The 20,496-nt window shown below is 71.2% G+C and carries 22 protein-coding genes; 17 read left to right on the top strand and 5 right to left on the bottom strand.

The window, feature by feature from the left end; all coding sequences use genetic code 11:
* Positions 1-50: 50 nt before the first annotated feature.
* Positions 51-344, top strand: coding sequence for a co-chaperone GroES (gene groES / locus ACZ7PG_RS13945; protein WP_004559922.1), 294 nt, complete (start codon positions 51-53; stop codon positions 342-344).
* A gap of 98 nt (positions 345-442) precedes the next feature.
* Positions 443-2,056: a chaperonin GroEL gene (gene groL / locus ACZ7PG_RS13940; protein ID WP_470239467.1), complete on the top strand. Its 1,614-nt coding sequence runs from the start codon at positions 443-445 to the stop codon at positions 2,054-2,056.
* Between the two features lie 114 nt (positions 2,057-2,170).
* Here groL and ACZ7PG_RS13935 read toward each other — a convergent pair whose 3' ends face one another.
* Entirely contained in the window at positions 2,171-2,473 is a 303-nt protein-coding gene (locus ACZ7PG_RS13935; RefSeq protein WP_043792619.1) for a WhiB family transcriptional regulator, read from the bottom strand.
* 248 nt (positions 2,474-2,721) lie between these two features.
* Here ACZ7PG_RS13935 and ACZ7PG_RS13930 point away from each other — a divergent pair, with 248 nt between their 5' ends.
* From ACZ7PG_RS13930 to ACZ7PG_RS13910, 5 genes are all read left to right on the top strand, one after another.
* Positions 2,722-3,627: a MerR family transcriptional regulator gene (locus tag ACZ7PG_RS13930; protein ID WP_470240753.1), complete on the top strand. Its 906-nt coding sequence runs from the start codon at positions 2,722-2,724 to the stop codon at positions 3,625-3,627.
* A gap of 83 nt (positions 3,628-3,710) precedes the next feature.
* Positions 3,711-4,565, top strand: a complete 855-nt coding sequence (locus tag ACZ7PG_RS13925; RefSeq protein ID WP_470239466.1) for a hypothetical protein — start codon at positions 3,711-3,713, stop codon at positions 4,563-4,565.
* A gap of 131 nt (positions 4,566-4,696) precedes the next feature.
* Entirely contained in the window at positions 4,697-5,293 is a 597-nt protein-coding gene (locus ACZ7PG_RS13920) for a response regulator transcription factor (protein WP_003073605.1), read from the top strand.
* A 396-nt stretch (positions 5,294-5,689) separates the two neighbouring features.
* Positions 5,690-6,262 (top strand): sigma-70 family RNA polymerase sigma factor, encoded by a 573-nt coding sequence (locus ACZ7PG_RS13915; RefSeq protein WP_026468912.1) that lies wholly within the window; start codon positions 5,690-5,692, stop codon positions 6,260-6,262.
* On the top strand, positions 6,263-7,195 hold the full coding sequence (locus ACZ7PG_RS13910; RefSeq protein WP_470239465.1) for an anti-sigma-D factor RsdA: 933 nt from the start codon (positions 6,263-6,265) through the stop codon (positions 7,193-7,195).
* Between the two features lie 60 nt (positions 7,196-7,255).
* Here the strand turns inward: ACZ7PG_RS13910 and ACZ7PG_RS13905 are convergent, their stop codons facing one another.
* Positions 7,256-7,651, bottom strand: a complete 396-nt coding sequence (locus tag ACZ7PG_RS13905; protein WP_155548925.1) for a DUF5319 domain-containing protein — start codon at positions 7,649-7,651, stop codon at positions 7,256-7,258.
* A gap of 129 nt (positions 7,652-7,780) precedes the next feature.
* Here ACZ7PG_RS13905 and guaB point away from each other — a divergent pair, with 129 nt between their 5' ends.
* From guaB to ACZ7PG_RS13870, 7 genes are all read left to right on the top strand, one after another.
* Entirely contained in the window at positions 7,781-9,292 is a 1,512-nt protein-coding gene (gene guaB / locus ACZ7PG_RS13900; RefSeq protein WP_364372430.1) for an IMP dehydrogenase, read from the top strand.
* A 51-nt stretch (positions 9,293-9,343) separates the two neighbouring features.
* Positions 9,344-9,799, top strand: a complete 456-nt coding sequence (locus ACZ7PG_RS13895) for a DUF3574 domain-containing protein (protein WP_470239464.1) — start codon at positions 9,344-9,346, stop codon at positions 9,797-9,799.
* Between the two features lie 74 nt (positions 9,800-9,873).
* Entirely contained in the window at positions 9,874-10,401 is a 528-nt protein-coding gene (locus tag ACZ7PG_RS13890) for a hypothetical protein (RefSeq protein ID WP_470239463.1), read from the top strand.
* Between the two features lie 2 nt (positions 10,402-10,403).
* Entirely contained in the window at positions 10,404-10,889 is a 486-nt protein-coding gene (locus ACZ7PG_RS13885; protein WP_470239462.1) for a hypothetical protein, read from the top strand.
* A 76-nt stretch (positions 10,890-10,965) separates the two neighbouring features.
* On the top strand, positions 10,966-12,099 hold the full coding sequence (locus ACZ7PG_RS13880; protein WP_470239461.1) for a GuaB3 family IMP dehydrogenase-related protein: 1,134 nt from the start codon (positions 10,966-10,968) through the stop codon (positions 12,097-12,099).
* 70 nt (positions 12,100-12,169) lie between these two features.
* Positions 12,170-12,577 carry a hypothetical protein gene (locus ACZ7PG_RS13875; RefSeq protein WP_470239460.1) on the top strand — a complete coding sequence of 136 codons (408 nt, stop codon included), beginning with the start codon at positions 12,170-12,172 and terminating at the stop codon, positions 12,575-12,577.
* Positions 12,577-13,185, top strand: a complete 609-nt coding sequence (locus ACZ7PG_RS13870; protein WP_470239459.1) for a DUF3558 domain-containing protein — start codon at positions 12,577-12,579, stop codon at positions 13,183-13,185. Before ACZ7PG_RS13875 ends, ACZ7PG_RS13870 begins: the two co-directional genes overlap by 1 nt.
* Before the next feature lie 54 nt (positions 13,186-13,239).
* On the opposite strand, the gene ACZ7PG_RS13865 is transcribed toward ACZ7PG_RS13870, so the two are convergent.
* Complete coding sequence (locus ACZ7PG_RS13865; protein WP_470239458.1) at positions 13,240-13,434, bottom strand: DUF397 domain-containing protein; 195 nt, start codon at positions 13,432-13,434, stop codon at positions 13,240-13,242.
* Between the two features lie 163 nt (positions 13,435-13,597).
* Between ACZ7PG_RS13865 and ACZ7PG_RS13860 the strand changes: the two genes are divergently transcribed.
* From ACZ7PG_RS13860 to ACZ7PG_RS13850, 3 genes are all read left to right on the top strand, one after another.
* Positions 13,598-15,304, top strand: a complete 1,707-nt coding sequence (locus ACZ7PG_RS13860; RefSeq protein WP_470239457.1) for an FAD-dependent oxidoreductase — start codon at positions 13,598-13,600, stop codon at positions 15,302-15,304.
* A 198-nt stretch (positions 15,305-15,502) separates the two neighbouring features.
* Positions 15,503-16,213, top strand: coding sequence for a maleylpyruvate isomerase family mycothiol-dependent enzyme (locus ACZ7PG_RS13855; RefSeq protein ID WP_470239456.1), 711 nt, complete (start codon positions 15,503-15,505; stop codon positions 16,211-16,213).
* Positions 16,214-16,384: 171 nt separating this feature from the next.
* The gene (locus ACZ7PG_RS13850) at positions 16,385-17,860 is read left to right on the top strand and encodes an FAD-binding oxidoreductase (RefSeq protein ID WP_470240752.1); all 1,476 of its coding nucleotides are present in this window, start codon (positions 16,385-16,387) and stop codon (positions 17,858-17,860) included.
* Positions 17,861-17,911: 51 nt separating this feature from the next.
* Here the strand turns inward: ACZ7PG_RS13850 and ACZ7PG_RS13845 are convergent, their stop codons facing one another.
* Complete coding sequence (locus ACZ7PG_RS13845) at positions 17,912-19,357, bottom strand: aldehyde dehydrogenase family protein (protein ID WP_470239455.1); 1,446 nt, start codon at positions 19,355-19,357, stop codon at positions 17,912-17,914.
* A gap of 55 nt (positions 19,358-19,412) precedes the next feature.
* Positions 19,413-20,447 (bottom strand): zinc-dependent alcohol dehydrogenase family protein, encoded by a 1,035-nt coding sequence (locus ACZ7PG_RS13840; protein ID WP_470239454.1) that lies wholly within the window; start codon positions 20,445-20,447, stop codon positions 19,413-19,415.
* Positions 20,448-20,496 lie beyond the last annotated feature (49 nt).

Genomic DNA, 20,496 nt, shown 5'->3' with positions numbered 1-20,496 from the left:
GCCGTAACTACATCCTGCCGACGCTTTCGACGACCGTGGAGGTCAACCCGGTGAGCGTGAACATCAAGCCGCTCGAGGACAAGATCGTTGTCCAGACGAGTGAGGCCGAGGAGACGACCGCTTCCGGCCTCGTCATCCCCGACACCGCCAAGGAGAAGCCCCAGGAGGGCAAGGTTCTGGCCGTGGGCCCGGGCCGGATCGACGACAAGGGCAACCGCGTCCCGCTGGACGTGAACGTCGGTGACGTCGTCATCTACTCGAAGTACGGCGGCACCGAGGTCAAGTACAACGGTGAGGACTACCTCATCCTGTCCGCCCGCGACGTGCTGGCCGTCATCAACTGACGTCCGCTCGCAGCGCATGACGCCCCGGGCCCCGCACAACGCCGGGGGACGGGGCGTTCTTGCGTCTCAGAGACACCGGAAGGTAAGCGGAACACGCTATGCCCAAGCAGATCAAATTCGACGAGGACGCTCGTCGCGCGCTGGAGCGCGGGGTGAACAAGCTCGCCGACGCCGTCAAGGTCACCCTCGGCCCGCGCGGTCGCCACGTCGTGCTCGACAAGAAGTTCGGCGGGCCGACCATCACCCTCGACGGCGTGACCGTCGCCCGTGAGATCGAGCTCGACGACCCGTTCGAGAACCTCGGCGCGCAGCTCGCCAAGAGCGTCGCCACCAAGACCAACGACGTCGCCGGTGACGGCACCACGACCGCGACCGTGCTCGCGCAGTCGCTGGTGAAGGTCGGCCTGCGCAACATCGCGGCCGGCGCGAACCCGTCCTCGATCGGCCGCGGCATCGAGGCCGCCGCGGAGAAGGTCATCGAGGTCCTCAAGGCCAAGGCCACCCCGGTCAAGGGCCGCGAGAACATCGCCCAGGTCGGTACCGTCACCTCCCGTGACGCCAACATCGGCGCCCTGCTCGGCGAAGCCGTCGAGAAGGTCGGCGAAGACGGCGTCATCACCATCGAGGAGTCGTCGACCCTGGCGACCGAGCTGGTGATCACCGAGGGTGTCCAGTTCGACAAGGGCTTCCTCTCGGCGCACTTCGCGACCAACCCGGAGGAGCAGAAGGCGATCCTCGAGGACGCCTACATCCTGCTCGTCCGCGAGAAGATCTCGTCGCTGGCGGACCTGCTGCCGGTGCTCGAGAAGGTCGTCGAGGCCAAGAAGCCGCTGCTGATCATCGCCGAGGACGTCGACGGCGAGGCGCTGTCCACCCTCGTGGTGAACTCGCTGCGCAAGACGATCACCGCCGTCGCGGTCAAGGCGCCGTTCTTCGGTGACCGCCGCAAGGCGTTCCTGGACGACCTCGCGGTCGTCACCGGTGGCGAGGTCATCTCCGCGGAGATCGGCATGAAGCTGGCGGACGCGGACCTCGGCGCGCTCGGCAGTGCCCGGCGCATCGTCGTCACCAAGGACGACACCACCATCGTGGACGGCGCCGGCACCAAGGACGCCACCCAGGCGCGGATCGCCCAGATCCGCAAGGAGATCGAGAGCACCGACTCCGACTGGGACCGCGAGAAGCTGCAGGAGCGCCTGGCGAAGCTGGGCGGCGGTGTCGCGGTGATCAAGGTCGGCGCGGCCACCGAGACCGAGCTCAACGAGCGCAAGCACCGCATCGAGGACGCCGTGGCGGCGACCAAGGCGGCCGTCGAAGAGGGCATCCTGCCCGGCGGTGGCTCGGCCCTGGTGCACGCGGTCAAGGAGCTCGAAGACGGCCTCGGCCTCGAGGGCGACGAGGCGACCGGTGTCCGCATCGTGCGCGACGCGCTGTCCGCCCCGCTGTTCTGGATCGCGACCAACGCGGGCCACGAGGGCGCGGTCATCGTCAACAAGGTCCGGGAGCAGGGCTGGGGGCACGGTTTCAACGCCGCCACCGGCGAGCTGACCGACCTGCTGGCCGCCGGCATCGTCGACCCGGTCAAGGTGACCCGGTCCGCGGTGGCGAACGCCGCTTCGATCGCGCGCCTGGTGCTGACCACGGAGAGCTCGGTCGTCGAGAAGCCGGCCGAGGAAGAGCCCGCCGCGGGCGGCCACGGCCACTCGCACTGACGCGGTTCACGACGAACGGGGCGGCACTCCAGCCGGAGTGCCGCCCCGTTTCGTTCCCGGGAAGCACGGAGGGCGGCACCCCACCCGGTGCCGCCCTCCGTTGTCTGTGGCCGCTCAGCCGCCGGACATGCTGAGCGCGCGTTTGTCGGACTTGATGAGGTGCTCGCGTTCGGACTCCGAGAGCCCGCCCCAGATGCCGTAGGGCTCGTGCACCGCGAGCGCGTGGCTGCGGCACATCTCCAGGACGGGGCAGCTCAGGCAGACCGCCTTCGCCCTGGCCTCCCGCCGTGCCCGCGCCGGGCCGCGCTCGCCGTCCGGGTGAAAGAAGGACGCGCTGTCCATCCCCCGGCACGACCCTTCGAGCTGCCAGTCCCACATGTCGGCGTTGGGTCCTGGGAGCCTGCGCGTGTCTGCCATCCTGACCGCCTCCGTCAATCGGTCGATGCCGCTAGCTGCTCTGCTGTGGTGCCGATACTCCATTCGGTGCAACGGCGGTAACGTTAGAAGCGCGCCAATAGTTGTTCAAGCGATTCGGGTCGATTCAGCCGTTAGGCATCCCCCGGATGTGTGAGCAGGGGTTTCGCCTCCGGTTGCCGACTCCGCTGAGTGCCTGGATATTGAGGCTCGTGGGAGCTGGGTCGGGTACCGAAGAACCCACCCTGCCGGTGGCCTCGGTCGCCCGCCGGCTCGGGGTCGCGCCGTCCACCCTCCGAACCTGGGACCGCCGCTACGGGCTCGGCCCGAGCCGGCACACCGACGGCCGTCACCGCCGCTACGGCAGCTCCGACATCGGCCGGCTCGAACTGATGCAGCGGGCGTTGCTGAGCGGCGCGTCGACGGCCGAAGCCGCGCGCTACGCCCTCGAGCAGATGCCGCGGTCCGGATTGCCCCAGCCGGAAGGCCCCGAGGATCCGCCCGGCGGTTCCGGTGTCGACGACGGGCTCGAGGTGCGCTCCCGTCTCGCCCGCCGCCTGAGCACGGCCGCGCTCGCGATGGACGTGGGCGCGGTCCAGCGCATGCTCGCGGACACGATCGCCGAGCTCGGCGTCCTCCCGGCGTGGGCGGGCGTGCTCGAGCCGGTGCTGTCGGCGCTGGGGGCCCGCTGGCGCGGGGCGAGCGCGGGTGCGGAGGTCGAGTACCTGCTGGCGGAGTGCGTGTTCGCGGCGCTGGTCCGCGCGACCCCGGTGCTCGACGAGCCGCGCAACACGCGCCCGGTGCTGCTCGGGTGCGTCCCGGAGGAGCGCGACTCGATGCCGATGTACGCGCTGGCGGCCTCACTGGCCGGCCGCCGCATCGGGGCCCAGCTGTTCGGGGTGCCGCTGCCGGCGGAGGTGCTGGCGGTGGCGGTCCGCCGGAGCGCCCCGGCCGCGGTGGTGCTGTGGGCGCACCGGCGAGGGGTGGCGGACACGCGGTTGTTCGCGCGGGTCTCGCGGGGGCGGCAGCGGAGCCGGTTGTTCGCGTGCGGGCCCGGGTGGGACCCGGCGGGGCTGCCGGACAAGGTGGAGCTGCTGGCGGACCTGCCGGGAGCGGCGGACCGCATCGAGCACGTCCTGGTCGGCGGGCGCGGGTAGCCGGACGCCGGTCGCGGGTGCGCAGACATGACGTCCGCGACTTCGATCATGTTTCTGTCGGTGCCACCCGCTAGAAAGGACCCGTGCACGAACCCGCCCTCAGGGCCGCCGCGTTCGGGAGCGATCCGCTGCCCGATCCCGCCGTCACGCGCGGCCACGGCGGCCCCAGAGCGCGGCTGCTCGCCGCTGTCGTCCTTGGTGCCCGGGGGCGCTATGCCGCCGCCGCGGCTCTCCTGGACGCTCTCAGGGGCGGGGCCGACCCACTCCACGCCTCCCTCGCCGCCAGCACCCTCGCCGCCCACCGGCGGCAGCTGGGCGGCCACCGGCAGGCCCGCGCGCTCGACGGCGAGGCCTTCGCGAAGGCCTCGGGCCTGACGAGCGACCCGGACCCCGACGGCCTCAACGCGGCGGGCGCGCGAGCCGACGCCCTCCTCGGCCTGGCTGCCGACAACCTCGCCCTTGGGCGCCTCCGGGCCGCGCGGAGGCTCGCCGGGCGGGCGGCGGCCGAAGACGATGGCTGGCGCGCGACGGTCCGTGGCGGCTGGGTCGGCGCCGAGATCGAGCTCGCCGCAGGTCAGGGCGCCGCCGCCGTGCCGCCCGCCGAGCGCGCATTCGAAACCGCCCGTGCCCGCGGTGCGCGGCGGCACACCGTGAAATCCGGGATTGTGCTGGCCGTGGCCCTGCGAGCCGCCGGGGCTCCCGATCACCGGGAGATTTCGGACGGTCTTGTCGGAAATGCAATGGCGACGGCCGAGGAATGCGAACTCCTTTCACTTTTGTGGCCGGCGGCCCTAGTCATGGCCGATGTGCGCCCAGGACACGCCGAGGAGTATCGATTCAGAGTCGCGCAGGTGTTGCACGCAGTGTTACGAAGCGCAGATCCTGGCGGAAGGAGGATCGCGGGGGAATCGCCATGGGTCCCCGCCCCGGGTGGTTGAGCCGTCGGAATGGGGTGTTCCGGCATCCGGGCTAAGAAACTTCAAAAAAAGCCACCGGATCGTGTCAAGGTTCGGGCTAAAGCGTCCGATAGGGGAAGTGGAATGTCACCCGGCTGCAGGAAGGAAACCCCGTGACGACGGTCTTGATCTGCGACGACCGACGCAGTGTCCGTGAAGGGCTCACCCGAGTGATGTCCGCGGTCCCTGGGGTCAGTCGCATCGACTGCGTAGCGCACGGTGACGAGCTGCTGGCCCGGTACTCCCGTCAGCCCGTCGATGTCGTGCTGGTCGGAACGCAACGCGCGGTTCCGACAGGTGTCGAAGCCACTCGACGGCTCGTCTCCGCGAACCCCCAGGCGAATGTCATCGTCTTCGGAGCCCCGGACGACGCGGGCAGCATCGCCGCCGCGATCGCCGGCGGTGCCCGCGGCTACCTCCGCTGGGACGCGTCCCGGCCGGAGCTGGTCGCCGCACTGGCCCACACCCTGGCGAGCACCTCGGTGCCCGCGCCCCGTCAGCCGTCCGACCCGGGCGTCCAGCTGACCGAGCGCGAGCTTCAGGTGCTCCGTGGGATGAGCCAGGGCAAGAGCAACGGCCAGATCGGCCGCGAGCTCTACCTGTCCGAGGACACGGTGAAGACCCATGCCCGGCGGCTGTTCCGGAAGCTCGGTGTGCGCGACCGCGCGCAGGCCGTGGCCCACGGCTTCCGTCGCGGCCTGGTCAGCTGATCCGTCCCCGCGGCTTCTCCTCGATCCTGACACGGCCGGAATACAGGTGACGACGGGCCAGGGCGCACCGCCCTGGCCCGCATCTGTGTGGTCCCCATCACACTCCGGCGCCCAACCCTGGGCTGCCTCCGGGCGGATTCCCGTCCCGGCACCCGTCCCTCCGACGGATCTCGTAACCCGTGACGCCGTTCGTTCGTTGAACCGAAGGCTTCGACCGCGGGTCCGCAGGACCATCCGTATTTCCGCGCCTCCAGGCGGTGCGGCGCGCCGGGGAACACCGCGCGCGCCGGTCCGAAGCGGGCCGAAGGTACGGTAGCGGTCACCGGTTCGAGGTGGAGGCGACCACGGGCCGGGTTCTTTGCACACCTACGCGTAACACTGGGACTGTTGTCTGCGATGGCCAATGTGGGGGATGGACTGGATGAACCGGTCGCCGCTGCTGTCGAGGGAGATCCCCAAGCAGTGGAGCGGCTGCTGGCTGCCATCCGTCCACTGGTAGTGCGGTATTGCCGCGCCCGGGTTGGCAGGCAGGAGCGATCGTTCGCTTCGGCGGACGACGTTGCGCAGGAGGTGTGTCTCGCGGTGCTAACGGCATTGCCCTCGTACCGCGACCAAGGCCGTCCGTTCCTGGCCTTCGTCTACGGGATCGCCCAGCACAAGGTGGCCGACGCGCACCGCGCCGCGGCCCGCAACCGTGCCGAACCGGTGGCCGAGATCCCCGACGAAGTCGAAGGCGGGGTCGGCCCCGAGCAGCGGGCGCTGCAAGGTGAACTGAACGAGCGGATGTCCCAGTTGTTGCAGGTGCTGCCGGACAAGCAACGGGAGATCGTGGTGCTGCGGGTGGTCGTCGGCCTATCGGCGGAGGAGACCGCGGACGCTGTGGGGTCGACCCCCGGCGCCGTCCGCGTCGCCCAGCACCGCGCCCTCGCGCGGCTGAGAAAGGTCCTGGCCGCGGAGGAGGTGATCTGAGTGACCGGTCACGAGAAGGGCTACGAGCCCGATGACGTCTTCGGAAGTGGCTTGTCGTCGTCGGAGGCGGAGTTCGCCGCCGACCTGTCGGCGGTCCAAGCGGACGACGCGCTGCTCGACGCTCTCGGCGGGTCCGACCCGGCATTGGCCGACGGACTCGGCGACCAGGAGCTCAACGCGTTGCTGGTGGCGTGGCGAAGAGACATCGACAGTGAGCCTCTGGCCGAACTAGTCGACGTCGACACCGCGGTGCGGACCGTCACCACCGCGAGTCTCGCGAAGCAACACGCTTCGAGCGGACGCCGCCGCAGGCTGCTCGTCCCGGTCGCCGTCGCCGCCGCCGTGCTGGCGATCGCGTTCACCGGCACCGGGCTGGCCGCGCGCTCCGCGCAACCCGGCGACACCCTGTGGGGCCTCGCGAAGGTCCTGTACTCCGATCACACCCGCTCGGTCGAGGCGGCCGCGAACGCGAAACTCGACCTCGAGAAGGCGAACCTGGCCATCGCCGGCGGCAACCTCGACGCCGCCCGCGAAGCCCTCGACGCCGCTCAGGCCGCCCTTTCGCAGGTCAGCGACGAGGACAACCGCGACCAGCTGATGGAGCAGCACCGGCAGCTCGCCGCGCAGCTCCAGAACCCGGACGCGCCGGTGCAGGGCCCGACCCAGACGACGTCGACGCAGGTGCCGCCCGGTGCCTCGTCCACGCAGGTGCCGCCGGCCGGCTCGGCGACGTCCATCCCGGGCAGCGGCAGCGGCACCACCAGCCTGCCGGGCACCGGGACGCCGACCCCGACGCCCCCGCCGCCGACCACCACGCCGCCCCCGCCGACCACCGAGCCGCCGCCGTCCACCACGGCCGCGAGCGGCAACGACCCCGGCACGAACACCGGGCGCAGCGAGTCCGCCGTCGGCGGGCAAGGCGCCGGCGGGTAGGAGCTCCGGATACGAGAAAGGCCCTGGTGAGCAAGCTCACCAGGGCCTTTCTGTATGGCTTTAGTAGGCGCTTTCGTTGGCCGTCACACCGTCGGCGAAGCCCCGGCAGTAGTCCCAGCTCACGTAGTCGCCGGGGTTCGGGTCGTAGGCCGGCTCGTGCGGGCGCATCCGCCCGTCGGCCAGGAGCTGCTCCAGGCTGGCCCGCAGGAGGTGCCAGTCGTGGTAGTGCGGTTCGTCGCACTCACCGCAGTCCACGACGATCCCGCGGACCCCGCGGGGCTCGAGGAGTGCCTGGTAGACGGCCAGATCGGAGAGATCGGCCAGCAGCTCGGTGCGTTCGGAGTCGCTGATCGGCTCGTCCAGCCGGTCCTCGTCGACGAGGAACGCCCGGGCCGGGTCGTCCGGGTCGTCCGCGAACGGGTCTGGAGGCAGGACATCATGCGCCACGGCCTGCACGGTACCGGGCGGTCCCCGCGGCTCGCCCACCGCCCGGGGCAGGCCCGCGCGCCGGATATCATGAGGGGAAGGCTCCGAGTCGCCACAGCGACCCCGCTCATCCCGCGTCAGGAAGGCCCTTCACCCGCTATGACCAGCGACGGCATCACCGCCCCCATGCCGGCCAAATTCGCCATGCTCGGCCTGACCTTCGACGACGTGCTGCTGCTGCCCGCGGAATCGGACGTCGTGCCCAGCGCGGTGGACACCGGCACGCGGCTGACCCGGAACATCACCCTCGGCATCCCGCTGGTCTCCGCCGCCATGGACACCGTCACCGAGGCGCGGATGGCCATCGCCATGGCCCGCCAGGGCGGCATCGGCGTGCTCCAGCGCAACCTGCCGATCGACGAGCAGGCCGCCGCCGTCGAGGTCGTGAAGCGGTCCGAGGCGGGCATGGTCACCGACCCGGTCACCTGCTCGCCCGACGCGACGCTGGCCGAGGTCGACGCGCTGTGCGCGAAGTTCCGCATCTCCGGGGTGCCGGTGGCCGACGCGTCCGGCGCGCTGGTGGGCATCATCACCAACCGCGACATGCGCTTCGAGGTCGACCACAGCCGTCCGGTGTCCGAGGTCATGACGAAGGCGCCGCTGGTCACCGCCCAGGTCGGCGTGTCCGCGAGCGCCGCGCTCGGCCTGCTGCGCCGGCACAAGATCGAGAAGCTGCCGATCGTCGACGGCGCGGGCAAGCTGCGCGGGCTGATCACGGTCAAGGACTTCGTGAAGACCGAGCAGTACCCGAAGGCGACGAAGGACCCGGACGGCCGCCTGATCGTCGGCGCCGCGGTCGGCGTCGGCCCGGACGGCCACAAGCGTGCGATGGCGCTGGCCGACGCGGGCGTCGACGTCCTGATGGTCGACACCGCGCACGGGCACTCCCGCGCGGTCGTCGACACGGTCTCGCTGCTGAAGAAGGAGCTGGGCGACGCGGTCGACATCGTCGGCGGCAACGTCGCGACCCGGGCGGGCGCGCAGGCGCTGGTCGACGCGGGCGCGGACGGCGTCAAGGTCGGCGTGGGCCCGGGCTCGATCTGCACCACCCGGATCGTCGCGGGTGTCGGCGTCCCGCAGATCTCCGCGATCTACGAGGCCGACCAGGCGTGCCGCCCGGCGGGCGTCCCGGTGATCGGCGACGGCGGCATCCAGTACTCCGGCGACATCGCGAAGGCGATCGCGTCCGGCGCGTCCACGGTCATGCTGGGCAGCCTGCTGGCCGGCACCGCCGAGTCACCCGGCGACCTGATCCTGGTCAACGGGAAGCAGTTCAAGGTCTACCGCGGGATGGGCTCCCTCGGCGCGATGCAGTCGCGTGGCCAGGCGAAGTCGTACTCCAAGGACCGCTACGCCCAGGACGACGTGCTGAGCGAGGACAAGCTGGTCCCCGAGGGCATCGAAGGCCGCATCCCGTTCCGCGGGCCGCTGGCCAACGTCGTGCACCAGCTCGTCGGCGGCCTGCGCTCGGGCATGGGCTACGCGGGCGCGAACACGATCGCGGAGCTGCAGGAGGCCCAGCTGGTCCGGATCACCGCGGCCGGGCTCAAGGAGAGCCACCCGCACGACATCACGATGACCGTCGAGGCCCCGAACTACACGACGCGTTAGTCCGCCCTTTCGATCGTTCCCGTCCTGGCCGTGGGCCGCGAAACTCGGCCCATGACCAGGACGGCGATTTCGCGACGGACGGTGGCGGCGGTGACCGCGGCGGCGCTGCTGGGCCTCGGCGGCGGGGCCGCGGCTTCGGCCGCCGACACACCGGCCGCGCCGGCGCAGGTCCAGTCACCCGGTGAGCTCTGGAAGCGCACCGAGCTGTTCTTCGGCACCGGCAAGCCGGACGGCACCGAGGTGACCGACAAGGAGTTCGCGGCCTTCTCCGACCGGGAGATCACCGCGGCCTTCCCGGACGGCTTCACGCGGCTCGACGGCAGCGGACAGTGGCGCGGCGGCTCCGGCGTGATCGTGCGGGAACACACCCATGTGGTGGTACTGCTCTACCCGTTCGCCGATCGCGATGCCGAGCGGGAGATCGAAGGCCTGCGCGCCGACTACGAAAAGCAGTTCCAGCAGGAGTCGGTACTGCGTTCGGACTCGGTGGAGAAGGTCTCCTTCTGAGTTTCCGTAACCTAGAGTGCTTACGGTAATCGGCCTATCGCCTTACGTGGCCACTTTAGTGTGCACTGAACGGCATGACGATCAGCCGCTTCACGCGCGTGCTGCGCACGGTGTTCTTCACGGCCGTCGCGCTCGTGTCGCTGTTCCTCGGCGGGATCGTCTGCCTGATGTGCCAGGTGCTGGCCGGCCGCGACGCGCCCACCTACCGCGTCGAAGGGCACATCGTGTCCCACGAGCAGGGAGCGCTCCCCGTCGGCGGCGACGAGAACGCGGTCAGCCACACCATCGCGGTCGACGCCGGGAACCGGCTCTACCGCGTCACGGCCGTCGGTCCCGACCTCGACCTGCCCGCCGGCCAGCCGGTCGCGCTCGACGTCTCGACGGCGGACGGCGGCATCGCCTACCTCCGCGCCGGCGGCGGCGTGATCGACCTGCGGCCGGGCGTGATCCGGCCGGTGCTGCTGATCTGCGCGGCCCTGCTCGCACTGGGCGCGGTGTACTTCGGCGCGGTCCGGCTGAGCGTCTACCCACCGGTGGCGACCTGGCTGGCCCTGGTCCTGGGCGCGCTGCTGGCGCCGGTCGTCGTGTTCGTGCGGGTGTAGCCGTGGCCGGGAGACTCGTCTTCCCCGCGGTGAGCGCGGCCATCGCCGGGGCCGCGCTGACCCTCGGGACGTGGGGGGTCCTCGACGCGGGCGGACCGGCCGAGCGGGAAGAAGCCACCGTCGAGAGCCGGGGCCAGCACGACTCGAGCTCGACGGGCCACCGGTACGACCTCGTCCTCCGCACGGCGGCCGGCGAGCGCTTCGAGGTCGAGTCGGGCGACGCGAGCCTCGACCTGGAGCCGGGAGTGCCGGTCCGCCTGGATGTTGCCGAGTTCGGGCGGTCGGTGCAGGCCGTGGAGGCCGGCGGTCACCGGGTGAGGGTCGGGAATTCGCCCGTCGCCGTCGGCGTCTTCGTGGCGGCGATCGCGGTCATGGCACTGGTCTTCACGCTGATCTGTGTCGCGGAAGCGGACCGGCGCGCACTGGCCGCGTTGACCGCGACGGCCGGGTTCGTGGCGGGCGCACTGCCGGTGTTGCTGCTGTTCTAACCCCCGTGCGCGGGTCACCCACGCGGACTAGCGACAATGGGGCACGGCAGATTGTCGTCGTCGGAGGAGGCTTCACGTGCGGGACCTGGTCGAGATCGGGATGGGCCGCACCGCGCGGCGGGCTTATGACCTCGACGACGTCGAGATCGTGCCGTCGCGGCGGACCCGGTCGTCTTCGGTGGTGTCCACTTCCTGGCAGATCGACGCCTACCGCTTCGACCTGCCGCTCGTCACGCACCCGACGGACGCGATCGTCTCGCCCGGCACCGCGGTCGCCGTCGGCGAGCTGGGTGGCCTGGGCGTGCTGAACGCCGAGGGCCTCTGGGCGCGGCACGCGAACGTCGAGGACGCCATCTTCCAGCTGGTTCGCGCGGCCGAGGACCTCGAGGACCCGACCGCGGTCGGCCGCGTGCTGCAGGAGCTGCACGCCGCGCCGATCCGGCTCGACCTGCTGACCGAGGCGATCAAGACGGTCCGCGAGTCCGGCGTCACGGTGGCCGCGCGCGTGAGCCCGCAGCACGCCGCCGAGCTGACCCCGGACCTGATCGCGGCGGGCGTCGAGATCCTGGTCGTGCAGGGCACGATCATTTCCGCCGAGCACGTGGTGCGCGAGGCCGAGCCGCTGAACCTCAAGGACTTCATCGGCCGCCTCGACGTGCCGGTGATCGCCGGCGGCGTCAGCGACTACCGCACGGCGATGCACCTGATGCGCACCGGCGCCGCGGGCGTCATCGTCGGCCACGGCTACACCCCGGGCGTGACGAGCACGGACCGCGTCCTCGGCATCGGCGTCCCGATGGCCACGGCGATCATCGACGCGGCGGCCGCCCGCCGCGACTACCTCGACGAGACGGGCGGCCGCTACGTCCACGTCCTGGCCGACGGCGGCATGACGGTGTCGGGCGACATCGCCAAGGCCATCGCGTGCGGCGCGGACGCCGTCATGCTCGGCTCACCGCTGGCCGCCGCGCAGGACGCGCCGGGCCAGGGCCTGTACTGGACGGCGGCGGCGGCGCACCCGTCACTGCCGCGCTCGCGCGTGGCGGCCGGGCCGGACTACGCGGTCGACCTCAAGACCCTCCTGTTCGGGCCGTCATCCGACGCGGAAGGCGTGGTGAACCTGTTCGGGGCGCTCCGTCGCGCGATGGCGAAGACGGGCTATTCGGACCTCAAGGAGTTCCAGCGGGTGGGGCTCACCGTCCGCCGGTGAGGGTTGACGCTCCGCGTCAGACAACGCAGAGTGTCTGAGGTAGAGCGCTGCGTGGCCGGGGAGGGCGACGATGGGTCCCGTGTACGACCCGAACGTGGACTGGTCGTTGCCTGGCCCCAACGGTGTTCCGGTGGCGGGTTCGTATGGAGTGTCGGGTGACCCTGGGGCCGGGTTCGCCTACGACGAGGCGACGCTCCGCGAGCTGGCCAAGGACTGGGACGACATGGCCAATGAGTTCAACCGAGACCGCGAGAACGCAAACACGATCGCTCGAGCTCGGGGACCGGGGCTGGAGTACGCCAGCCAGGGAAATGCCGGGCAGGTCCGGACTTCTGGCGAGGCGTTGCTGGAGACGTTGGCCGCGCGTGAGGAGTACTGCCGGGCGATGGCGGACAGGTTCCGGGCTGCGTTGGGTAAGTACGCCGCTGGTGAGGACGCTCATCGGACTGAGATCGACCAGGCCGGAGGCAGTCTGTGATGCGCCGCGTGATCGTTCCGCTGAGTGCTGCGTTGCTGGCGCTCGGGGCTTGTGACACCACAAACGGGGGTACGGCGGTTCCAATTTCGTCCGCATCGCCTTCCTCCGAGGCGGTGGACGAGGTTCCTGGGCCGGACGTGCCGAAGGTGGCGAACCCGATCGACCTCACGAGGCTGCAGAAGGCGCCGTGTGATGCGTTGACGCCGGCCCAGGTCGCCGGGTTGCTGGGTTCGGAGGTGGAGACAAAACCCGAGCCTGACGCGGACGTAGGCCCCAGGTGTAACTGGCATGCGCCCGGCAGAGCCGGCGTCGGCATCATTTTCGGCAAGGACAAGCGTGGTCTGACCAGCGTCTATGCCGCGAAGGGGACGACCTATCCCTTTTTTGAGCCGTTAGAGCCCGTTGACGGGTATCCGCTGGTCGCTTACGACGGCGTCGGAGATCAGCGGGCCAGGGGAGAGTGCACGGTCGCCGTGGGGACCAGTGATACGCAAACCGTCGACATCAGTGTTGATCAGTCCGAGAAGAACATCGGCAAGGGTGATCCTTGCGAGGCTGCGCGCCAGGTCGCGGCGATGGTGCTGGGGAACGCCCGGAGCGGTGGCTGATCGTCGCCCGGCGCCTGACGGTGCCGGGCGACGGATCACTCGAACCGCGAAGGCTCACCTTCCGCCGGTGATGTGCGCGAGGAACGCGGCGAACGCGTTCTCGGAGTAGACGAGGATCGGGCGGGGCACCGGCTGTTTGGTGTCCCGCACCCCGACCACGCCCGGGCCGGCGCCGATCTCGACGCAGGCGTTCTCCTCGAAGTGGCTGTGGCTCGACTTGCGCCAACCGGTGAGCTGCTGGGGGCCCATTTCGGTCCCTCCCGGAAATCGTGTCCCGCCGACGGGTCTCGCCGACGTGGACATCGAGCACTTTGATAATTACCCACAAAGGTCTCGTTGGATGCGCCAAAACGGGTGACTGACGAGTAACTTACCTCTGGTCAGGACGGGAACCCCGGGTTACGCTCAAGGTGTGACTGCCAGTAACACCACCAGTGCGGGTGCCCTCGACTACGACGTCGTCGTGGTGGGGTCGGGTTTCGGCGGTAGCGTCGCGGCGCTGCGGCTCACGGAGAAGGGCTACCGGGTAGCCGTCGTCGAGGCGGGCCGGAGGTTCGCCGACGACGAGTTCGCGAAGACGTCGTGGGACCTCAGGCGCTACCTGTGGGCGCCGCAGGTCGGCTGCTACGGGATCCAGCGCATCCACATGCTCAACGACGTCATGGTGCTCGCGGGCGCCGGCGTCGGCGGCGGGTCGCTCGTCTACGCGAACACGCTGTACCGGCCGCTGAAGCCGTTCTACGCGGACAAGCAGTGGTCGCACATCACGGACTGGGAGTCCGAGCTCGCGCCGCACTACGACCAGGCGAGCCGGATGCTCGGTGTGGTCACGAACCCGACGATCACGCCCTCGGACGTCGTGATGCGCGACGTCGCGAAGGACATGGGCGTCGCCGATTCGTTCCACCCGACGCCGGTCGGCGTGTACTTCGGCAAGCCCGGGGCGAAGGCCGCAGACCCGTACTTCGGCGGCGCCGGGCCCGAGCGCGTCGGCTGCACCGAGTGCGGCGCCTGCATGACCGGCTGCCGCGTCGGCGCGAAGAACACGCTGGTCAAGAACTACCTCTACCTCGCAGAGCAGGACGGCGCGAAAGTCATCCCGCTGACCACGGTGACGTCCGTGCGGCCGGTCGACGGTGGTTACGAGGTCGACCTGAAGAAGACGGGGACGACGTCCCGGCGCTTCCGGACGACGATCACGGCCGAGAAGGTCGTCTTCGCCGCCGGCACCTGGGGCACGCAGAACCTGCTGCACGCGATGAAGGACACGGGCACGCTGCCCGGGCTGTCGCGGCGGCTGGGCGAGCTGACCCGGACGAACTCCGAGGCGATCATCGGCGCGGCCCGCACCGAGGTCGACGAGAGCCGGAACTTCAGCCGCGGGGTCGCGATCACGTCGTCGATCCACCCGGACGAGAACACCCACATCGAGCCGGTCCGCTACGGCAAGGGCAGCAACGCGATGAGCCTGCTGCAGACGATCGCGACCGACGGCGCGTCGCCGGTGCCGCGCTGGCGGCAGGCCGTGACGTTCATGCTCAAGCACCCGGTGCAGGCGGCGAAGCTGCTCAACGGCTACCGCTGGAGCGAGCGCACGGTGATCCTGCTGGTGATGCAGAGCCTCGACAACTCGATCACGACGTACACGCGCCGCGGGCTGTTCGGCCGCCGCAAGTACACGTCGAAGCAGGGCCACGGCGAACCGAACCCGAGCTTCATCCCGGCGGGCCACGAGGCGAACGAGCGCACGGCGGACCGCATCGGCGGCATCGCGGGCGGCACGTGGGGCGAGATCTTCGACATCCCGCTGACGGCCCACTTCATCGGCGGCGTCCCGATCGGCGCCACGGCCGACGAGGGCGTGATCGACCCGTACCACCGCGTGTTCGGCTACCCGGGCCTGTCGGTGGTCGACGGCGCGGCGATCACGGCCAACCTGGGCGTGAACCCGTCCCTGACGATCACGGCCCAGGCCGAGCGCGCGTTCTCCTTCTGGCCGAATAAGGGTGAGGCGGACCTGCGCCCGGCCCAGGACGCGTCGTACATCCGGCTGGAGCCGGTGACGCCGAAGAACCCGGCCGTCCCCGCCGACGCCCCGGCGGCGCTGCGACGGTCCTAGCCCGTTCCCCGACGGCCGACACGCGTACCTGGAAGGCCGACACGCGTACCTGGATGGACGACACGGCACCCGCGCCCCGGCCGAGGGCGTGTCGTCCGGCTGGGTACGCGTGTCGTCCCTTGAGGTACGCGTGTCGGCCGGCCGGGTACGCGGGATCGGACGCCCCGGCGGCGCTGCGACGGTCCTAGACTCGGGGCCGTGACGGCATCCGAGAAGGCGCACGCGCTGCTCGACGGGGTACGGAAGCTCGATGACGAATGGGCGCGGGCCATCGGTGGCCTCGGTGAGCCCGAGCTGCGCGCGCCCAGTGCGTTACCCGGGTGGTCGCGCGCCCACGTCCTGGCGCACGTCGCCCGCAACGCCGATGGCCTCAAGAACCTCCTGACCTGGGCGAACACCGGTGATGAGACGCCGATGTACGCGAGCCCCGAAGCGCGCGAGACCGACATCGAGGCCGGGGCCCAGCGCGGGGCCGCCGACATCCTCGCCGACTTCGTCGCGTCCGCCGCCCGCTTCGAGGAGTACGCCGCCGGGATGCCGGACGACGCCTGGGCGCGGGAAGCCCGCAACCGGCAGGGCGCTCCCGTCAGCGGGGCCGTCGTCGCGCGGATGCGGGTGTCCGAGCTGGCCATCCACCTCGCCGACCTCGACCGGGGCTACGACCTCGACCGCGTCCTGGGCCTCCTCGGCCCGCTCGCCGACGACGTCGTCCAGCACGCGATCGCCTCTCGCGCCGCGCACCTCCCCGCGCTCCGCCTGGTCGCGGGTGACTCCGAATGGACGATGGGTGGCGCCGTCCCCGGGGCGACCGTCACCGGCACCAGCGGGCAGCTCCTGGCCTGGCTGAGCGGGCGTTCCGGCGGCGAGAGCCTCGACGGCGACGTGCCGCGGATCCCCGCCTGGTCGTGAAGGCGGTGTGAACTGACCGTGACCGTCCTCCGTGTACAGATCAGAGGCGCGGATACCCGGGTCCGGCCCTAAACTGGGCGTCCCCGGCAGCGAGGAGTCCGATGTGGACAGCGTGAGCAGGCCAGTCCGGTGACCGGGCAACCCGGCGGACGGCCGCACGTCTTCGACCACATGGACAGAAGGGCGTTCCTCCGGGTCGCGGGCGTGTCGGCGGCCGGTGCCGTCGCCGCCGCGTGCGGACCGGGCGGCCCTTCGTCCCCCGCCGCTTCGACGGGCGCATCGCTGCCGGACACGACGTCCGCGCCGCCCGTCACCAGGATGCCCACCGGCCCGCCGAACTGGGACGACCTGCGCTCCAAGCTGGCCGGCGGCCTGCTGCGCCCGGGCGGCGACGGCTACGACACCGCCAAGCGCGCCTTCAACCCGCTGTTCGACGGCAACAACCCGATCGCCGTGGCGAACGCGAAGAGCGCCAAGGACGTGCAGGCCTGCGTCCAGTCCGCCGCCGGGCGCGTGACGCTCGCCGCGCGCAGCGGCGGCCACTGCTACGCCGGCTACTCGGTGCCCGAGAGCGGGCTCGTCATCGACGTGTCCGGTCTGAACAAAGTGGACATCCAGGGCACGCAGGCGGTCATCGGCGCCGGCGCGAAGCTGAAGGACGTCTACGCCGGACTGGCGCGGGCCGGGCGCGCGTTGCCCGCCGGCTCCTGCCCGACGGTCGGGATCGCCGGGCTGACCCTCGGCGGCGGCATCGGCGTGCTCGCCCGCAAGTACGGCCTGACGTGCGACCACCTGAGCTCCGCGCAGGTCGTCACCGCCGACGGCAAGCTGGTGACGGCGTCCGCGGGCTCCGAGCCGGACCTGTTCTGGGCGCTGCGCGGCGGGGGCGGCGGCAACTTCGGCATCGTCACCGAGTTCACCTTCGACACCGATCCCGCGCCGAACCTGACGGTGTTCTCGCTGCACTTCCCGTCCGGTTCCGCGGCCGGCGTGCTCGGCGCGTGGCAGAACTGGATCGCCGCGGCGCCGCCGGAGCTGTGGGCGAACATCGTGATCTCCGGGGGCTCGCCGGTCCAGTGCCGCGTCGGCGGCTGCTACGTCGGCGCCCCCTCCGGGCTGAACACCCTGCTGAACAACCTGAACGCGAACGCCGGCGCGCGGCCGACGCAGCGCACGGTGAAGAGCCTCGACTACCTCGGCGCCATGAACTACTTCTCGGGCAGCTCGGCCCGGCAGTCGTTCGTCGCGTCGTCGCGGATCATCACGAACCCGGTCGACCCCGCGAAGGTCGTCGCCCTCGCCGACGGCCGGGCGGGCATGGACCTGCTCATCGACGGTCTCGGCGGGAAGGTCGGCGAGCCGGCGAAGGACGCGACGGCGTTCTGGCACCGTGACGCACTGGCCAGCGTGCAGGTCTACGCGCCCGCGACGGCGAAGACCCAGTCGAAGGTGGGGCAGTCGGTCGGCGAGGTCGTCGCGGGTCTCGCGGCGGCCGGCGCGGGCGGCGGGTACGTCAACTACATCGACCCCGCCCTGCCCGACTGGAAGGCCGCCTACTACGGCGACAACGCGAAACGGCTCGGGGACGTCGCGAAGAAGTACGACCCGTTCAACGTCTTCCGGTTCGGGCAGAGCGTCGTGAGTTGATCAGTGGAGCGAAGCTCCTCCGTTGAGGGTGGCGGCGGGGGCATGGATGGACTAGAGGTCGATGCCGGTGAAGACCGTGACGCGCTCTTCCGTCAGGTCGTTCATGGCCGCGAGCACGCCCTCGCGGCCGACGCCGGAGCCCTTGACGCCGCCGTAGGGCATCTGGTCGGCGCGGTACGACGGGACGTCACCGATGATCACGCCTCCGACCTCCAGCTCCGCCGACGCGTGGAAGGCCAGCTGGACGTCGGTGGTGAAGACGCCGGCCTGCAGGCCGTACGCGGATTCGTTGACCGAGCGGAAGGCCTCGTCCACACCGTCCACAACGGACACCGCGAGCACCGGGCCGAAGATCTCCTCGGCCCAGGCCTTGGTGTCCGGCGGGACGTCGGTGAGCAGCGTCGGCGCCACGGTCGCGCCGTCGCGGGTGCCGCCGGTGAGCAGCTTCGCGCCCGCGGCCACCGCCTCGTCGACCCACGCGACGATCCGTTCGGCGGCGGCCTCGTCGACGACCGGGCCGACGTCGGTGTTGCGGTCGTACGGGTCGCCCGTCCGCTGCGATTCGACGGCCTCCAGCAGCGCGGGCACGAACTCGTCCGCGACGGCGGCGTCGACGATCACCCGCTGCACGGCGATGCACGACTGCCCGGCCTGGTAGTTGCCGAAGGTGGCGATGCGGTGCGCGGCGCCTTCGGGGTCGGGCCAGTCGCGCAGCACGACGGCCGCCGCGTTGCCGCCGAGCTCCAGCACGACGTGCTTGCGTGGCGCGGCGTCCTTGAGCGACCAGCCGACCGGACCCGAGCCGGTGAAGGACACGACGGGCAGCCGCGGGTCGGCGACGAGCGCCTTCGTCTCTTCGTTTCCCAGCGGCAGCACGGAAAACGAGCCGTCGGGCAGGTCCGTCTCGGCCAGGATCTCACCGAGGATCAACGCCGACAGCGGCGTCCGCGGGGCCGGCTTGACGATGATCGGCGCGCCGATCGCCAGCGACGGCGCCACCTTGTGCGCCACCAGGTTGAGCGGGAAGTTGAACGGCGCGATGCCGAGCACCGGCCCCCGCGGCACGCGGCGGGTCAGCGCCAGCCGCGCCTCGCCCGCGGGGTCGGTGTCGAGGCGCTGGACGTCGCCGCTGAACCGGCGGGCCTCCTCGGCGGCGATGCGGAACACCGACACCGCGCGGGTGACCTCGGCTTCGGCCCACTTCAGCGGCTTGCCGTTCTCGGCGGTGATGACCTCGGCGATCTCTTCGGCGCGGGCGGCGAGCACCCGGGACACGTGCTCGAGCGCACCGGCGCGGACGTGCGCGGGGGTGGCGCGAAGCTCCTTCGCGACCGACACCGCGGCGGCGACCGCGCGCTCGACCTGCTCCGGCCCGGGCACGGCGACCGTGGCGACCTCGCTGCCGTCGTACGGGTGGTGCACGACGAAGGTGGTGGCGCCCGGCTCCGGGTGGCCGGCGATCCAGGCGGGGCGCGGCTCGGGGGTGATCATGTCCATGCGTACCAACGTAATCCGGGTGGGAACCCCCGAAAGTGGAACCCACCCGGACGGGTCACGGCTTGATGAGCACCTTCAGCGCCTCGCGGTTCGCCATGGCCCGGTAGCCGTCCGGCACGCCCTCGATGTCGATCGTGCGGTCGAAGACGCGACCGGGCCGGTACTTGCCTTCGAGGACGTCCGGCAGCAGCTCGGGGATGTAGTGCCGCGCCGGGGCGACGCCGCCGGTGATCGTGACGTTGCGGCGGAACACGCCCACGCCGATCGGGCCCTCCTCGTACTGCGGCAGGCCGACCCGGCTGACCGCGCCGCCCGCGCGCACGACCCCGATGGCCATCTCGAAAGCGCCCTTCGTGCCGACGCATTCGAGGACGGCATGTGTGCCCTGGCCGTTCGTCAGCTCGCGCACCTTCTCGACGCCTTCGTCACCGCGCTCGGCGACGACGTCGGTCGCGCCGAACTCACGGCCGAGGTCGGTGCGGGCCTGGTGGCGGCCCATGAGGATGACCCGGTCGGCGCCGAGGCGCTTCGCCGCGAGGACGGCGGAGAGCCCGACGGCGCCGTCGCCGATGACGGTGACGTTCTGGCCCTCGCTCACCCGCGCCTTCACCGCGGCGTGGTGACCGGTCGAGAACACGTCGGACAGCGTCAGCAGGGACGCGAGCAGGTCGTCGTCCTCGGTGTGCGGGAGCTTGACCAGCGTCCCGTCGGCCAGCGGCACGCGCACGGCCTCGCCCTGCCCGCCGTCGACGCCCTTGGCGCCCCAGCCGCCGCCGTGCAGGCAGGACGTCTGGAGGCCTTCGCGGCAAAACTCGCAGGTGTTGTCTGACCAGACGAACGGCGCGACGGCGAGGTCGCCCTTCTTGAGGGTGGTGACGTCGGAGCCGGTCTCCTCGACGATCCCGAGGAACTCGTGCCCGATCCGGCGGCCGTGCTCGCGCGGCGGCATGTCGGCGTACGGCCAGAGGTCGCTGCCGCAGATGCAGGACCGCACGACCCGCAGGACGACGTCGGTCGGCTCGGCCAGTTTCGGGTCCGGAACGGTCTCGACCCGGACGTCGCCGGCGCCGTAGATGACTGTCGCTCGCATGCCAGTGCCTTTCCCGTGGAGGTTCGTGACAAACGTCGGGGGTGCGGCG

Source organism: Amycolatopsis sp. NPDC114504, from assembly GCF_055633595.1.
The sequence above is the reverse complement of the archived record's forward strand: the minus strand, read 5'-3'. Positions and strand labels throughout refer to the sequence as shown.

Bases quoted from the DNA above. Each gene is read 5' to 3' on its own strand.
- ACZ7PG_RS13895 (WP_470239464.1), top strand. From the start codon at position 9,344: ATGACCAGGACGGCGATTTCGCGACGGACGGTGGCGGCGGTGACCGCG.
- ACZ7PG_RS13850 (WP_470240752.1), top strand. From the start codon at position 16,385: ATGGACAGAAGGGCGTTCCTCCGGGTCGCGGGCGTGTCGGCGGCCGGT.
- ACZ7PG_RS13935 (WP_043792619.1), bottom strand. From the start codon at position 2,473: ATGGCAGACACGCGCAGGCTCCCAGGACCCAACGCCGACATGTGGGAC.
- guaB (WP_364372430.1), top strand. From the start codon at position 7,781: ATGACCAGCGACGGCATCACCGCCCCCATGCCGGCCAAATTCGCCATG.
- ACZ7PG_RS13890 (WP_470239463.1), top strand. From the start codon at position 9,874: ATGACGATCAGCCGCTTCACGCGCGTGCTGCGCACGGTGTTCTTCACG.
- ACZ7PG_RS13875 (WP_470239460.1), top strand. From the start codon at position 12,170: ATGGGTCCCGTGTACGACCCGAACGTGGACTGGTCGTTGCCTGGCCCC.
- ACZ7PG_RS13845 (WP_470239455.1), bottom strand. From the start codon at position 19,357: ATGGACATGATCACCCCCGAGCCGCGCCCCGCCTGGATCGCCGGCCAC.
- ACZ7PG_RS13915 (WP_026468912.1), top strand. From the start codon at position 5,690: ATGGCCAATGTGGGGGATGGACTGGATGAACCGGTCGCCGCTGCTGTC.
- ACZ7PG_RS13865 (WP_470239458.1), bottom strand. From the start codon at position 13,434: ATGGGCCCCCAGCAGCTCACCGGTTGGCGCAAGTCGAGCCACAGCCAC.
- ACZ7PG_RS13840 (WP_470239454.1), bottom strand. From the start codon at position 20,447: ATGCGAGCGACAGTCATCTACGGCGCCGGCGACGTCCGGGTCGAGACC.
- ACZ7PG_RS13870 (WP_470239459.1), top strand. From the start codon at position 12,577: ATGCGCCGCGTGATCGTTCCGCTGAGTGCTGCGTTGCTGGCGCTCGGG.
- groL (WP_470239467.1), top strand. From the start codon at position 443: ATGCCCAAGCAGATCAAATTCGACGAGGACGCTCGTCGCGCGCTGGAG.